We start from the raw sequence: 15492 nt of genomic DNA, 5'->3' as shown, positions 1-15492 counted from the left end.
GTCGTTCCGCTTTGAAGCGAGACGACTGCTTTTTTCATTTGGATGAGAATCAAGCTTGATTAAGGATTAAGTACGTATACCTGCACATTTTGTATACCGAAGAGCTTGGCTTGAGCGCGGTTTTCGGGAAGGAAAATGTCGATCCTGTTCCCTTTGATCGCACCTCCGGTATCCGTCGCTGTGGCATACAAGCCGTTGGCAGGCAGGCCCATATAGGAGTAGCCTTTGATCAATACCTTGGAACCGAGCGGAATGACCGAAGGATCTACGGCGATCGTTCCGAGACTCAAGGGGTTGCCCATATAATCGACTGCGCCATATCCGCCGTTCTCCGCCGGAGATGCGGTGTAGGCTGTCGCTTTGACTTCGATCATTTTGCTGTAACCCGGTGCAGGGGCCGCTGCGAGCGCTTGGGAAGCGGTCAGAACGGCTGCGCGTGGGCGATACCAAGCGGGCGCGTGATAGTTGCCGTCGGCACCAAGTATCGCGATGCGGTTGTGGTTGTCCCATTGCGTTTGGATGTCGAACGAATCCGAAATTAGGCGGACCGGCACATAAACGCGGCCGTCGACGAATTCTGCAGCGCTTTCAATCTGTTCGGGTTCCCCGTTGACCGTAACCGACTTCTTGCCGGTTTGCAGCGAAAGGCTGTTTTTATTGTCTTTGATTGTAATCTTGATTTCGGAACCGGCAGGCTCCCAATTCAGCTGGTAGCCGAGTTTGTCCGCGACGACGCGCGCCGGAACTTGAAGCTTGTGATTCTCATCCACAAAAGGCTGGGCATCCGGAAACTGCACCAGCTTGTCGTTCACCTGAACCTTGATATCCTCTGACAGACGCACCGGTTCGTCGGCATAGGCAGCCGGAGTGCAGACGGGCAGTACCGCGGGCAGTGTGAACAGGCATGCAAGAAGCACGCTTTTTAAACCGAATTTCATATTCTGTTTTCCCTCCTGTTAGCCTCCGAGGTTAGTTGTCGGGTTCGGGAAGGTAGGCTCCCTAGCCTTCGAACCTCGCGGTTCTGCGGCATTCACCCCATGTATTGCGTCCCCCGTACGTACACAAAATGTGCTGTGCGATTCGGCTTTTAAGAATTTACCACAGGCTTGTTGCTGGTATCAATACATAAAATCATCCAGTTGCTGCCGGAAAATAGCAGAAGCTTTTTTCCTCCCGGGCAGGAATGCGGTACAATAAAAGAGTGTTCGGGGGCATCAGCTGATTTGGGACGGTCTTCGTCCCGAGAAAGGGGTAGCGCCATGTATAAGCGGGATTATATTTTACGGATGATCGAACAGGCGGCGGAAATGCTGCATAAAGTGATGTTTCTTCGGCAGAACCAACAGCTGCGGGAAGCGATGGAGCTGCTGAACCAGGCGATGCGGCAACTGCTCGGCGTCGGCTCGAAGCTGATCCATGCGCTGTCGGTCAAAGATCTGCTCGCTCTGCTGTCCAAAGACGGCGAGGTCGATCAAGGGAAAGTGCTTGTATGCGGGGACATGCTCAACGCTCAGGCGGCTTTGTACGCGGATTCCGGAGAAGAGACGGCCGCCAGAGCGGCGGGGGCCAAATCGCTGGAGCTTCTGCTAACAGCCAGAGAGCTGGATGCGCGCGAAGAGCTGCGCGAGGAATTCGCAGACCGGATCGAGTCCGCGCTTGCCTTGGTTGGACGGGCTCCTATGTCTGCAAGCCTGCTGAAGGTGCTTATCCCTTATTATGAAGCTGGCGGCCGATACGGTCGGGCGGAGGATGCGTTTTTCCATTTGCTGGACGAGCTGGAGCGGACGAAGGAAACGGAGGAGCGGCTCGAACAGCTCGGACTCGGCATGCGGATGTACGAACGATGGCTTGTCTTGGATTCGGAGGCGCTGGAGCAGGGCAACTTGTCGAAAGAAGAAGTGGAAGACGGGCTGAACGAGCTGATTCGCATAAAAAAGCACATTTTGGAGCAAGGATAAGTCGTACGCTTTTTGGTGCGAAAATGCGAACTATTTCTGTTTTGAACAAAATAATGTTCGTCTTTTGGAGTTGACATGCGGTGTTAAAGACTGTTAAACTAAAGAGGATGAAAGCCTTAAAAAATCGAATAGTCTCGTATAAAGTCGGGAATATGGCCCGAAAGTTTCTACCCGAAAACCTTAAATTTTTGGACTACGAGTGAGCGAAGTTTCAGGGGTCGGCATAAGCATGCCAGACCTTAGCTTGCGCTTGTGGAGTATTCTTGTCGTCCTGCCGATAGACTGCGCTTGTCAGTACTATCCAATGGGCGTTTTGTTTTTTTTTGCTTCTATAATATAGGGTCAAACATCGATGCGACCGACACGGAGGTTACCAATGTCTGTTCTTGTTGGAGTCATTATGGGCAGCCAGTCCGACTGGGAAACGATGAAGCATGCTTGCGACGTGCTGGACGAGCTCGAAGTGCCTTATGAAAAGAAAGTCGTCTCCGCTCACCGGACGCCCGACCTGATGTTCGAGTATGCGGCATCGGCGGCGGACCGCGGATTGAAGGTCATTATTGCCGGAGCCGGCGGCGCGGCGCATTTGCCGGGCATGGTGGCGGCGAAGACGGTGCTGCCGGTGATCGGCGTGCCGGTGAAGTCGTCCACGCTGAACGGCCTCGATTCGCTGCTATCCATCGTTCAGATGCCGGGCGGCATTCCGGTCGGCACCGTGGCGATCGGAAATGCCGGCGCGACGAATGCGGGGCTGCTGGCCGCTCAAATGCTTGGTGCCTTCGATCCGGCGCTGCAGCGCAAAGTCGCGGAACGCCGCGAAAAAATCGCGCAAACCGTTATCGAAAAGAGCGTGCTGGAATGACGCGGCAGACAGAGCAAAACCGAACGTACGATCCATCGAAAGTATTGCCCCCCGGCGCCGCGATTGGCGTTCTTGGGGGAGGGCAGCTCGGGCGGATGATGGCTTTGGCTGGAAGCGCCATGGGCTACCGGTTCGTGACGCTGGACCCGACGCCGGATTCGCCTTGCGGCCAAGTGGCCGACCGGCAAATCGTCGCGCCGTATCATGATGTCGACGCCGCGCGGCAGCTCGCAGAGCTCGCCGATGTCATCACGTACGAGTTCGAGAACGTGGACGCCGGTGTCACCAAGCTGCTGATGGCCGAATCGTACGTGCCGCAGGGCAGCAAGCTGCTGTACATGACTCAGCATCGGCTGCGCGAGAAGCGGGCGATTGAAGCCGCAGGCGTGAAGGTCGCGCCGTATGCCGAAATCGGTAGCGCGGAAGAGCTGCGCGAAGCGGTTCGGCGCTTCGGCACGCCGTGCGTACTGAAGACGGCGACGGGCGGCTACGACGGCAAAGGGCAATGGGTCATCCGCTCGTTGGACGAAGTGCAGGAGGCGTACGATACGTTAAGCCGAGCCCGGACGGAGCTGGTGCTGGAGCAATTCGTTCATTTCACGAAGGAGCTGTCGGTCATCGCGGCCCGCAGCCCGCGCGGGGAAGTCAGAGCTTTTCCGGCAGCGGAAAATGTGCATGTGAACAACATCTTGCACTTGTCCATCGTACCGGCAAGGGTGCCGGAAGAGGTGCAGCGGGAAGCGGAGCGGATGGCGCTGCGGATCGCCGAGGAGCTGGATGTGATCGGCCTCATCGCCGTCGAGCTGTTCCTTGCCGCGGATGGCGAGCTGTACGTGAACGAGCTGGCGCCGCGTCCGCATAACTCCGGGCACTATACGATGGAGGCGTGCCGGACGTCGCAGTTCGAACAGCATGTGCGGGCCATCGCGAACCTGCCGCTTGGGGACCCCGCGCTGATGACGCCGGTCGTTATGGTCAATGTGCTGGGCGAGCACGTACAGCCGTTGCTGGACTGGATCGTCAAGCCGGAAGCCGAGCAGGTGCCGGGCGTGACGGCGAAGGTGCATTTGTACGGGAAGCAGGAAGCTAAAGCCGGTCGCAAGATGGGGCATGTGAACTTGCTCGCGGCCTCGCATGAGGCGGCATTTGATTGGATAGAGGCTTCAAAAATATGGGACGCTATACAAATAAGAACGGTTCGGAATGAGTGCTTTTAAAACCCGATGAAAAAAGCGGAGAGAGCGGGATCGTTCTGGAGAAGCGTAGCGGTCGCCTTTGTCTCTGGATTCTAACAACTTAAGGGGTTATATAATCAAAGAATCCGGGGACAACAGCGATCGGAAGAATGATCCGCTCGCGCAGCGATCTATTTTCATCAATAAGGCAAACGGATAAAAGCGGAGGATGGAGAAATCATGATCGAACGTTATACGAGACCCGAGATGGGCGGCATTTGGACGGAAGAAAACAAATTCAAAGCATGGCTCGAAGTCGAGATTCTTTCCTGCGAAGCGTGGGCAGAGCTGGGGGTTATCCCGAAGGAAGACGTCGCCGAGCTGCGCAAAAACGCAGGCTTCAACATCGACCGCATCTACGAAATCGAGCAGGAGACGCGCCACGATGTGATCGCCTTCACCCGTGCGGTATCCGAGACGCTCGGACCGGAGCGGAAATGGGTACACTACGGCTTGACCTCCACGGACGTGGTCGATACGGCGCTCGGTTACTTGCTGAAGCAGGCTAACACGATTCTGGAGAAGGACCTGCTGAACTTTATCGAGATTTTGAAGGACAAAGCGGTTGCTTACAAAGATACGCCGATGATGGGACGGACGCACGGCGTGCATGCCGAGCCGACGACGTTCGGACTGAAAATGGCGCTGTGGTACGAGGAGATGAAACGCAACTTGGAGCGTTTCCGCTTTGCGGCGGACGGCGTGCAGTTCGGCAAAATTTCCGGCGCGGTCGGCACGTACGCGAACATCGATCCGTTCGTCGAGGAATATGTGTGCGGCAAGCTTGGCACGAAGCCGGCGCCGATCTCCACACAGACGCTGCAGCGTGACCGTCACGCGGAGTACATGGCGACGCTGGCGCTGATCGCGACCTCGCTCGACAAGTTCGCGACAGAAATCCGCGGGCTGCAAAAGAGTGAATTCCGCGAGGTGGAGGAGCCGTTCGCCAAGGGGCAGAAAGGCTCGTCCGCGATGCCGCACAAGCGCAATCCGATCGGCTGCGAAAGCATTTCCGGCCTGGCGCGGGTCATCCGCGGCCATATGGTTTCCGCTTACGAGAACGTGACGCTGTGGCATGAGCGCGATATCTCGCACTCCTCGGTCGAGCGGATCATTTTGCCGGATGCGACGATTCTGCTCAACTATATGCTGAGCCGCCTGGGCAACATCGTGAAGAACCTGACGGTGTTCCCGGAAAATATGAAGCGCAACATGCAGAGCACGTACGGCGTACCGTTCTCCGGCCGCGTCATGACGAAGCTGATCGACAAAGGCTTCAGCCGAGAGCAAGCGTACGATACGGTGCAGCCGCGCGCGATGCAGGCTTGGGAAGAGCAGCGCTCGTTCCGCGACATCGTCGAGAACACGCCGGCGATCCGGGAGCATCTGAGCCTGGAAGAGATCGAGGATGCATTCAATCCGAGCTGGCATTTGAAGCATGTCGATACGATTTTCAAGCGTCTCGGCTTGAGCTGATCTAAAACGGGGGAGGCCTGACGAAAGCGATGAGTGGAACGACGACAACAGCCATTTCGAGCGCCGAGCCTTACGTAAAGGCGCCGCTGCTCTATAAAGGCAAGGTCCGGGAACTGTACGATCTCGGCGAGCACTACCTGATCGCGGTCACCGACCGCATCTCTGCGTTCGACTGGGTGCTGAGCCCGGCGGTGCCCGACAAAGGCAACGTACTGAATTCGCTCAGCCGCTTCTGGTTCGAGCAGACGGCAGGCATCCAGCCGAATCATCTGGTGCATGCCGACGTGGATCGGCTCGGGGAGCTGGTCACGGACCGCGAGATCATGAAGGACCGGTTCATGGTCACAAAAAAGGCACAGCGGATCGACATCGAATGCGTCGTGCGCGGCTACATTACCGGCGGCGGCTGGCGGCAGTACCAGAAAACCGGCGAAGTGAACGGGCACAAGCTGCCGGCGGGCATGCGCAAAAACGAGCGGTTTCCGCAGCCGATTTTCACGCCTGCGGCGAAGAACGACGTCGGCCACGACGAGGACATCTCAATCGAGCGGATGACCGAGCTGGTCGGCGCGGAACTGACGCAGCAGCTTCAGGAGAAAAGCATCCGGCTGTATGAGTTTGCACGGGAGTTTTGCGAGGCGCGCGGCATCATTTTGGCGGATACGAAGTTCGAATTCGGCCTTATTGACGGCGAAATCATCTTGATTGACGAAATTTTCACGCCGGATTCCTCCCGCTTCTGGGACAAAAGCAAGTACGAGCTCGATATCGAGATCGACGGCATGGACAAAGAACCGGTCCGGACCTATTTGTCCGGCACCGATTGGGACAAAAACAGCGAGCCGGACCCGCTGCCGCCGCACGTGGTGGAGGAAACTTCCCGGCGTTACCGCGATATCTATAACCGTTTGGTGCAAGGGTAAACTGGCTTGCCGGGGCGGTAAAGCAGCCGCTCCGCGGATAACGCGCTTCAGGATAGGCCCAAAATGATTAACTTAATGTGGGAGGTACTTTTCCTAATGTTCAAAGCAACGGTATACGTAACGATCAAGCAAAGCGTTCTGGATGTGCAAGGAACCGCCGTACAGGGCGCGCTCCACTCGATGGGCTTCGATGAAGTGGAGAAGGTGAGAATCGGCAAATATTTGGAAGTGGAACTGAACACAAACGACCGGGCTGCGGCGGAAGAGCGGTTGAAAGCGATGTGCGAGAAGCTGCTCGCGAACACCGTAATCGAGGATTACCGTTTCGAGCTGGTACAGGGTTAATCAAAAGGAGGCGCGCGTGATGAATTTCGCGGTGTTGGTATTCCCCGGCTCCAACTGCGATATCGACTGCTACAAAGCGGTAGAGGATACGATCGGACAGCCAGTGGATTACGTATGGCATACGGAAACGGATTTATCGAAATATGATTGCATTCTTATTCCCGGAGGCTTCTCGTACGGTGACTACCTGCGCTGCGGCGCGATTGCCCGCTTTGCCCCGGTCATGGGCGCTTTGGTGAAAGCGGCGGAGGAAGGAAAATACATCCTGGGCATTTGCAACGGCTTCCAGATTTTGCTGGAATCAGGTCTGCTGCCAGGAGCCATGCTGCGTAACCGGTCGCTCAAATTCCGCTGCCACGCAGCGATGCTGCAGGTGGAAAATACGAATACGCCGTTTACTTCGGACTATACAAAGGGCGAACTGATCAATATTCCGATCGCCCACGGCGAAGGCAACTATTATTGCGACGAGGCGACGCTGGCGGAGCTGAAAGCGAACAACCAGATCGTGTTCCGTTACGAAGCCGGTAACAACCCGAACGGTTCGGTCGACGATATTGCCGGCATTTGCAACCGGACGGGTAACGTACTGGGCATGATGCCGCATCCGGAGCGGGCGGTGCACGAGCTGCTCGGCTCGGCGGACGGACGGAAGATGTTTACATCGATTTTGAGCACCTGGAGGGAGAAGCATGGCGCAGCAGCTATCGGCTAAGGAACCAACGGCAGAGCAAATTGCCGAGCAGCAGATTTACAAGCAGTTCGGCGTATCGGATGCGGAATATGACAAAATTTGCGGGTTTTTGGGCCGGAAGCCGAACTACGTCGAGATCGGCGTGTTCAGCGTCATGTGGTCCGAGCACTGCTCCTATAAAAATTCGAAAGCGGTTCTCCGCAAATTCCCGACAAGCGGACCCCGCGTCCTGATGGGGCCGGGCGAAGGCGCGGGCATCGTCGATATCGGCGACAACCAAGCGGTTGTGTTCAAAATCGAAAGCCATAACCACCCTTCGGCAGTCGAGCCTTATCAAGGCGCGGCGACGGGAGTCGGCGGCATTATCCGTGACATTTTCTCGATGGGCGCAAGACCGGTAGCGGTATTGAACAGCTTGCGCTTCGGCCGTCTCACCAATGATCGCGTCAAATATTTGTTCGAGCACGTCGTTTCGGGGATTGCCGGGTACGGGAACTGTATCGGCATCCCGACGGTCGGCGGCGAAGTGATGTTCGACGAGAGCTACGAAGGCAACCCGCTCGTCAATGCGATGTGCGTCGGTCTGATCGATCACAACAAAATTCAAAAGGGCGTCGCCAAAGGCGTCGGCAACCCGGTCTTCTACGTCGGACCGGCGACGGGACGCGATGGCATTCACGGCGCGACGTTCGCCTCCGAAGATTTGACGGCGGAGTCCGAAGCGAAGCGTTCGGCGGTGCAGGTCGGCGATCCGTTCATGGAGAAGCTCGTACTGGAAGCGTGCCTGGAGCTGATCAATTCCGGCATCGTCGTCGGCATTCAGGATATGGGCGCCGCAGGCTTGACCTGCTCCAGCTCGGAGATGGCGAGCAAGGCCGGCAACGGCATGGAGCTATATCTGGACGAGGTGCCGCAGCGCGAGGAAGGCATGACGCCTTACGAGATGATGCTGTCGGAGTCGCAGGAGCGGATGCTGTTCGTCGTGAAGCCGGAGCATGAGGCGCAGGCGAAAGCGATTTTCGAGCGTTGGGGGCTGCACTGCGCGAAGGTGGGCAAAGTTACCGACGACGGCAATCTGAAGCTTTATCATAAGGGCGAGCTGGTTGGCGACATGCCGGTCAAAGCGCTCGTAGACGATTGCCCGATGTATCACAAGCCTTCCGCGGTACCGGCTTATTATGAAGAGAACGGCAAGATCGATACGCTTCGTTACCCGGAAGTGACGGATTTGAACGGTGCGCTCAAGCAGGTGCTGGCTTCCCCTACGGTAGCGAATAAAGAGTGGATTTATAACCAATACGATTATATGGTGCGTACCAGCACGGCGGTTCAGCCGGGCTCTGACGCGGCGGTCGTGACGATTCGCGGCTCCCGCAAGGCGCTGTCCATGTCCACGGATTGCAACGGACGCTTTGTATACCTTGATCCGGAAGTTGGCGGCCGCATCGCCGTGGCGGAAGCGGCGCGCAACAACGTCTGCTCCGGCGCGGAGCCGCTGGCGATTACGGACAACCTCAACTTCGGCAGCCCGGAGAAGCCGGAAATTTTCTGGCAGCTGGAGAAATCCGTTGACGGCATGGCTGAAGCTTGCCGCAAGCTGAATACGCCGGTCATCGGCGGCAACGTCAGCTTGTACAACGAGAACGCCAAAGGCGCGATTTATCCGACGCCGGTCGTCGGGATGGTCGGCTTGGTGCATGACACCGACCATATTACGACGCAGGGCTTCAAGCGCGAAGGCGACGTGATTCTACTGCTCGGCGAGACAAAAGCGGAGTTGGGCGGCAGCGAGTTCCAATATATCGTTCACGGCGTAACGGAAGGCCGTCCGCCGCAAATCGATCTGGACGTGGAGAAAACGCTGCTGGATGCGGTATTGACCGCGATTCAGCAAGGGCTGGTCGCTTCTGCGCACGACTTGTCCGAAGGCGGACTGGCCGTCGCGCTGGCCGAGAGCTGCATGAGCGGACGTCTCGGCGCGAAGGTGAACTTCGCAACAGAGCTGCGCCCGGATATTGCGCTGTTCAGCGAGAGCCAATCCCGCCTTCTGCTAAGCGCCGCTCCGGACAAAGGCGAAGCGCTGCAAAAGCTTCTGACAGAACGCGGCGTGCCGGTGCAAACGCTCGGTACGGTCGGCGGCAGCTCGCTCCAGCTTCAAGTCAATGGAAAACCGGTTATTGATGCATCTGTGACGGAACTAGAAAAGGTTTGGAAGGATGCGATTCCATGTCTGATGAACAACTGATCGGCGGACAGGGACAAGAGGCAGCAAAAATCGTTCGTTCGGCTTCCGGAGTGGCAGTGCCCCTCTGGACCGGACGCTACTATAACGAGGGCCATAGCGGCCAAGACAGCTTTATGGACAAACTGGGGGAAGAGTGCGGGGTTTTCGGCGTGTTCGGGCATCCCGAAGCCGCTTCGCTTTCGTACTACGGCCTCCATGCGTTGCAGCACCGCGGGCAGGAGAGCTCGGGCATCTGCGTAGCCAACGGCGAGACGTTTCATTATCACCGCGGCATGGGGCTTGTGAAGGAAGTGTTCAACAACGACAACCTCGCTCCCATGACCGGGAGCGCGTCGATTGGACACGTGCGTTATTCGACGTCGGGCGAAAGCAAGCTGGCCAATGCGCAGCCGCTCGTGTTCAAATACCGCGGAGGCGATCTGGCGATTGCCACGAACGGCAACTTGACCAATGCGCCGCAAATCAAGGACCAGCTGGAAAAAGAAGGATCGATTTTCCAAACGACCAGCGATACGGAAGTCGTAGCGCACTTGATCGCCCGGTCGAAGCAGAATGATATCGTCTCTGCCGTGAAAGAGACGCTGCTCCGGGTGGAGGGCGCGTATGCGTTTATGTTTTTGACGAAGGATAAGCTGATCGTCGCGCGGGACCCGCACGGCTTGCGGCCTTTTGTAATGGGCCGTCTTGGCAATGCGTGGCTGTTTGCTTCCGAGTCCTGTGCGTTCGACACGGTCGGCGGCAAGTATTACCGCGATGTCGAGCCGGGAGAGCTGCTGATACTGGACTTCAAAACCGGCGCAATGACGGAAGACCGGTTCTCGCCGATCAAGCAGCGCGCGATCTGCGCGATGGAGTATATTTATTTTGCCCGGCCGGATAGCGACATCGACGAGACGAACATCCATTCCGCGCGCAAGCGGATGGGACGCCAATTGGCGATTGAAGCGTTTGTCGACGCTGACATTGTCACCGGGGTGCCGGATTCCAGCATTTCCGCCGCCATCGGCTACGCGGAGCAGACGGGCATTCCGTACGAGCTCGGCCTGATCAAAAACCGCTACACCGGCCGGACGTTCATCCAGCCGAGCCAGGAGCTGCGCGAGCAGGGCGTCAAGATGAAGCTGTCGGCGGTGCGCAGCATCGTCGAAGGCAAGCGCGTCGTCATGATCGACGACTCCATCGTGCGCGGCACGACCTCGCTGCGCATCGTCAACCTGCTGCGCGAGGCCGGCGCGAAGGAAGTGCACGTGCGCATCAGCTCGCCGCCGTTTGCGAACCCGTGCTTCTACGGCATCGATACGCCGAGCCGCAAGGAGCTGATCGCCGCGGTCAAATCGGTGGAGGAAATCCGCGAGGCGATCAACGCCGATTCGCTGCATTTTCTCAGCCATGAGGGGCTGCTCACGGCCATCGGCCGTCCGAACGTGGAAGTCAACCGCGGGCTGTGTACGGCCTGCTTCGACAACCGCTACCCGACGCCGGTTCCCGACGAAGCCGCTCTTGGCTGCGGCTGCGATTGATTGCGGCGAAGGCCGCCAGCATGCTTTTGACCTAACCCGGCGGTCCCGGGCTGCCCGGACCGCCTTTTTACGATACAAAACGCGGGGGAATGAAGCGTTTTTTGAATTGATTTTGGCTGAAGCCGGTAGGCGGAGAGTCGTGTGCCTGTCGGAGAGTCCACGTGTCTCCTTTGAAAATGAGTTCTTACCGAAAGGTAAGATGAAATGGAACTCATTTTCAAGAGAGACCGCAGACAGGCAGCACGAACTCGGAGCCGCAGAGCAAAAGCCCGGTCAGTTCAACGCAAGCTTCATTCCCCCCAAGGAGGAACAATCCAAGTGTCCGATGCATATAAACAAGCCGGTGTCGATATCGCGGCCGGCAACGAAGCGGTAGAGCGCATGAAGAAGCACGTCAAGACGACCTTCCGTCCGGAAGTGCTGACAGACCTCGGCGGCTTCGGCGCGCTGTTCGGCCTGAACAAGGACAAGTACGAAGAACCGGTGCTCGTTTCCGGTACGGACGGTGTCGGCACGAAGCTGAAAATCGCTTTTGCGATGGACAAGCACGACACCATCGGCATCGATGCCGTGGCGATGTGCGTGAACGATATTGTCGTGCAGGGCGCGGAGCCGCTCTTTTTCCTCGACTATCTTGCCTGCGACAAGGTTATTCCGGAAAAAATCGAAGCGATCGTCAAAGGCATCAGCGACGGCTGCGTGCAGTCGGGCTGCGCGCTAATCGGCGGCGAAACGGCGGAAATGCCGGGCATGTACGGCGAAGGCGAATACGATATCGCGGGCTTTACGGTCGGCATCGTCGACAAGAAGAAGATCATCGACGGTTCCACGATCCGTCCGGGCGACGTCGTCCTGGGTCTCGCTTCAAGCGGCGTTCACAGCAACGGCTTCTCGCTCGTGCGCAAGCTGCTGCTGGAAGACAAGGGCTACACTCTGCACGATACGATCGACGAACTGGGCGGCCGTCTGGGCGACACGCTGCTCGTGCCGACGAAGCTTTACGTCAAACCGGTACTGACGGTGCTCGAAGAGCTGCCGATCAAAGGAATGGCGCATATTACGGGTGGCGGATTCCTGGAAAACATTCCGCGCGTACTGCCGGAAGGCGTCAATGTCGAGATCGATTACGGCTCTTGGCCGATTTTGCCGATTTTCCAGTTGATGCAGCGGGAAGGCGGCATCAGCAACAACGATATGTTCCGCACGTTCAATATGGGGATCGGCATGGTCGTCATCGTGGCGGAGGACCAGGCCGCACGGGCTGCCGAGCTGTTCGCGCAGCATGGCGAGAAAGCCTACACGCTCGGCCGCGTAACGGCAGGGGAGCGTAAAGTTACGTTTACCGGGGCGGTCGTATGAGAACCGAACCGTTGCGTATTGCCGTATTCGCCTCGGGCAGCGGAAGCAACTTCCAGGCGATTGCGGATGCGGCAATAGCAGGCCGGCTCGATGCGCGCATCGAGCTTTTGGTCTGTGACCGTCCGAATGCGGGGGTAGTCGAACGGGCCAAGCAGGCCGGCGTGCCTGTTCATACGTTTCGTCCGAAGGACTACGATTCGCGCGAAACGTATGAGCGGGAAATTTTGACGATGTTACGGCAAAAGCAAGTCGAGCTTGTCGTTCTTGCAGGCTATATGCGCATTGTTACGAATGTGCTGGTGGACGCGTATTGGGGGCGCATGCTGAATATACACCCTTCGCTGCTGCCGTCGTTCCCGGGGCTCGATGCCGTAGGGCAGGCGCTGCGGCACGGGGTCAAGGTGACCGGCGTGACCGTTCATCTTGTGGACGGGGGACTGGATAGCGGGCCGATCTTGGCGCAGCGCGCCCTAGACATTGAACCTGGCGATACGGAGGCTTCCGTCGCCAAGCGGATCCATCGCATCGAACACCGATTGTACCCGGAAGTGATACAGGCGATTGCAACGGGAAGCATCCGCTTGGAGGATGCCGCCAACAAACCTAAGGAGGACGGGAACGCACCATGAGCCAAACGACGAATCAAACGCAAGTATTGGAGCTCCGTTACGGAATGAACCCGCATCAAAAGCAAGCGAAGCTGATCGGGGAAGGGACGCTGCCAATCAAAGTAGTGAACGGCGACCCCGGCTTCATCAATCTGCTGGATGCTTTTAACGGCTTTCAGCTCGCACGGGAGCTGCGCCGCGCAACGGGGCTGCCTGCCGCTGCTTCGTTCAAGCATGTAAGCCCGGCCGGAGCAGCCGTAGCTGCGCCGCTAACGCCCGAGCTGAAGAAAGCTTACTTTGTGGAAGGCTTGGAGCTGTCGCCGCTGGCGACCGCTTATGCGCGGGCCCGCGGTGCCGACCGCATGTCCTCGTTCGGCGATGCTGCCGCGCTCAGCGATATTGTGGACGCCTCGACGGCACAGCTGTTGAAGCGGGAAGTATCCGACTTGGTCGTGGCCCCGGGATATACCGACGAAGCGCTGGAGATTCTCCGCGCCAAGAAAAACGGCGGCTACCTGATTCTCCAAATCGATCCGGATTACGTTCCGAATCCGGTCGAAACCCGTACGCTGTTCGGCATGACGCTGCAGCAGGAGCGCAATGACGCCGTCATCGACGAAACGGCGCTGGAACGCATCGTTACGGACAACAAAGAGCTTCCGGAGAACGCGAAGCGCGATCTTCTTATTGCACTCGTGACACTGAAATATACGCAATCCAACTCAATCTGCTACACGTTAGACGGTCAAACCATCGGGATCGGCGCCGGCCAGCAATCGCGCATTCATTGTACCCGTCTGGCCGGAGACAAAGCGGACCGCTGGTTCCTTCGCCAGCACCCGACGGCGCTGAATATGCCCTTCCGTCAAGGGCTCTCCCGCGCGGAGCAAAACAACGCCATCGATCTGTGGCTTGAAGAAGAGCTGACGCCGGTGGAGCAGGCGGCCTGGGAAGCTTGCTTCGAGCAAGTACCGGCGCGTCTGACGCGCGAAGAGAAGCGCGAATGGCTGAATAAGCTGCAGGGCGTTTCCTACGGTTCCGACGCCTTCCTGCCGTTCCGTGACAATTTGGACCGCGCCAGCCGCACCGGCGTTAAGTACGTCGTGCAGGCTGGCAGCTCGATGCGCGACGAAGAAGTCGTGAAAGCGGCCAACGATTACGGCATGGTGATGGCTTATTCGGGAGTCCGTTTGTTCCACCATTAAGAAACGAAATGGCATTGCTCCGTAATGTCCTGAGCTTGTTGAGAAACCCGCTACGCGTATAAAATTCTCAACATACGCCGGTGGGGTATATCCCTCCAGCCGCTCTTGAAACCCGCGAACTTGATTAGAATTAGCGGTATTTTCGCGGGTTTCAAAGGCGGACGTAAACTCTTACGGAATATACCCCACCTCTATTTTGTCTGAGATTTTTTACTCCAAGGGTTTCTCAACACTCTGCAGGCATTACTACGTACTGCCTAAGCCTATGCTTACGAAGTGAACATTGCCACGCAATGTTCTGAGGAGGAATAATCAAGTGTCGACGAACAGAGCCGCGCAAGCGGAGCAATATTTTCAAAGTTTGCGGCAAAATGTGTACCCGGGCCGCGGCATCGTGATCGGCCAGACGCCGGACGGCACCCGACTTGTGCAGGTGTACTGGATCATGGGGCGCAGCGAGAACAGCCGCAACCGCGTATTTATCCAGGAGGACAACGGATTTGTCCGCACCGAAGCGAAGGACCCGGCGAAGCTCACCGATCCATCGCTCATCATCTACTACCCGGTGAAGCACGCGAACGGCGCGCATATCGTCACGAACGGCGACCAGACCGATACGATTCACGAGGCTCTGCTTTCCGGCAGCTCGTTCGAAGCCGCGCTGGCCACCCGGACGTACGAGCCGGATGCGCCCAATTTTACGCCGCGAATCAGCGGTTTGATCGATGTGAATGATGCGCAATTTGCCTATAAGCTGTCGATCCTAAAATCGAGCGGCAATACGGAGGATCAGACTCTTCGTCATACGTATACGTACGAGAAGGCGCTGCCGGGCTACGGTCACTGCATTCATACGTATGCAGGCGACGGGAACCCGCTGCCTTCGTTTCAGGGTGAACCGGCGCTTGTACCGATTGCCAGCGACGACGTCCGGCAGATCGCGGATGCCTACTGGCAGGCGCTGAACGACGAGAACCGCATCTCGCTGCTCGTCAAAACAGTACGGATCGGAAGCGGAGAAACCGAGCTGCTGATCGTCAATAAAGAATAGGAGGAGCCTGA

At 57.6% G+C, this 15492-nt stretch carries 14 protein-coding genes and 2 riboswitches; of the genes, 13 read left to right on the top strand and 1 reads right to left on the bottom strand.

Going from position 1 to position 15492, the window contains the following annotated elements; genetic code table 11:
• Window positions 1-59: 59 nt before the first annotated feature.
• The gene (locus NI000_RS25975) at window positions 60-938 is read right to left on the bottom strand and encodes a stalk domain-containing protein (RefSeq protein ID WP_253414276.1); all 879 of its coding nucleotides are present in this window, start codon (window positions 936-938) and stop codon (window positions 60-62) included.
• 5 nt (window positions 939-943) lie between these two features.
• A riboswitch (cyclic di-AMP (ydaO/yuaA leader) is annotated at window positions 944-1096 on the bottom strand.
• 163 nt (window positions 1097-1259) lie between these two features.
• Here NI000_RS25975 and NI000_RS25970 point away from each other — a divergent pair.
• From NI000_RS25970 to NI000_RS25910, 13 genes are all read left to right on the top strand, one after another.
• Window positions 1260-1958, top strand: coding sequence for a DUF6483 family protein (locus NI000_RS25970; protein WP_253414275.1), 699 nt, complete (start codon window positions 1260-1262; stop codon window positions 1956-1958).
• Between the two features lie 114 nt (window positions 1959-2072).
• Window positions 2073-2174, top strand: a riboswitch (purine riboswitch).
• A 160-nt stretch (window positions 2175-2334) separates the two neighbouring features.
• Window positions 2335-2820 (top strand): 5-(carboxyamino)imidazole ribonucleotide mutase, encoded by a 486-nt coding sequence (gene purE / locus NI000_RS25965; RefSeq protein WP_036687439.1) that lies wholly within the window; start codon window positions 2335-2337, stop codon window positions 2818-2820.
• Window positions 2817-4037 (top strand): 5-(carboxyamino)imidazole ribonucleotide synthase, encoded by a 1221-nt coding sequence (purK, locus tag NI000_RS25960; protein WP_253414274.1) that lies wholly within the window; start codon window positions 2817-2819, stop codon window positions 4035-4037. The genes purE and purK overlap by 4 nt, the downstream gene beginning before the upstream one ends.
• A gap of 198 nt (window positions 4038-4235) precedes the next feature.
• A complete protein-coding gene (gene purB, locus NI000_RS25955) occupies window positions 4236-5531 on the top strand; it encodes an adenylosuccinate lyase (RefSeq protein WP_253414273.1) in 1296 nt (431 codons plus the stop codon).
• A 29-nt stretch (window positions 5532-5560) separates the two neighbouring features.
• Complete coding sequence (locus tag NI000_RS25950; RefSeq protein WP_253414272.1) at window positions 5561-6454, top strand: phosphoribosylaminoimidazolesuccinocarboxamide synthase; 894 nt, start codon at window positions 5561-5563, stop codon at window positions 6452-6454.
• Window positions 6455-6550: 96 nt separating this feature from the next.
• Window positions 6551-6799, top strand: coding sequence for a phosphoribosylformylglycinamidine synthase subunit PurS (purS, locus tag NI000_RS25945; RefSeq protein ID WP_025845489.1), 249 nt, complete (start codon window positions 6551-6553; stop codon window positions 6797-6799).
• Window positions 6800-6818: 19 nt separating this feature from the next.
• The gene (gene purQ, locus NI000_RS25940; protein ID WP_253414271.1) at window positions 6819-7514 is read left to right on the top strand and encodes a phosphoribosylformylglycinamidine synthase subunit PurQ; all 696 of its coding nucleotides are present in this window, start codon (window positions 6819-6821) and stop codon (window positions 7512-7514) included.
• Entirely contained in the window at window positions 7492-9738 is a 2247-nt protein-coding gene (purL, locus tag NI000_RS25935) for a phosphoribosylformylglycinamidine synthase subunit PurL (RefSeq protein ID WP_253414270.1), read from the top strand. Before purQ ends, purL begins: the two co-directional genes overlap by 23 nt.
• Window positions 9720-11258, top strand: coding sequence for an amidophosphoribosyltransferase (gene purF, locus NI000_RS25930; protein WP_253414269.1), 1539 nt, complete (start codon window positions 9720-9722; stop codon window positions 11256-11258). Before purL ends, purF begins: the two co-directional genes overlap by 19 nt.
• A gap of 318 nt (window positions 11259-11576) precedes the next feature.
• Window positions 11577-12617, top strand: coding sequence for a phosphoribosylformylglycinamidine cyclo-ligase (gene purM / locus NI000_RS25925; protein ID WP_253414268.1), 1041 nt, complete (start codon window positions 11577-11579; stop codon window positions 12615-12617).
• Entirely contained in the window at window positions 12614-13246 is a 633-nt protein-coding gene (gene purN, locus NI000_RS25920; RefSeq protein ID WP_253414267.1) for a phosphoribosylglycinamide formyltransferase, read from the top strand. The genes purM and purN overlap by 4 nt, the downstream gene beginning before the upstream one ends.
• Window positions 13243-14430: a phosphoribosylaminoimidazolecarboxamide formyltransferase gene (locus tag NI000_RS25915; RefSeq protein ID WP_253414266.1), complete on the top strand. Its 1188-nt coding sequence runs from the start codon at window positions 13243-13245 to the stop codon at window positions 14428-14430. The genes purN and NI000_RS25915 overlap by 4 nt, the downstream gene beginning before the upstream one ends.
• 316 nt (window positions 14431-14746) lie before the next feature.
• The gene (locus NI000_RS25910) at window positions 14747-15481 is read left to right on the top strand and encodes an IMP cyclohydrolase (RefSeq protein WP_253414265.1); all 735 of its coding nucleotides are present in this window, start codon (window positions 14747-14749) and stop codon (window positions 15479-15481) included.
• Window positions 15482-15492: the final 11 nt, after the last annotated feature.

It is taken from the genome of Paenibacillus tyrphae (assembly GCF_024158745.1).
GTDB lineage: Bacteria > Bacillota > Bacilli > Paenibacillales > NBRC-103111 > Paenibacillus_G > Paenibacillus_G tyrfis_A.
Note: the sequence above shows the minus strand (reverse complement) of the source record. Positions and strands in the feature narration are given on the sequence as shown.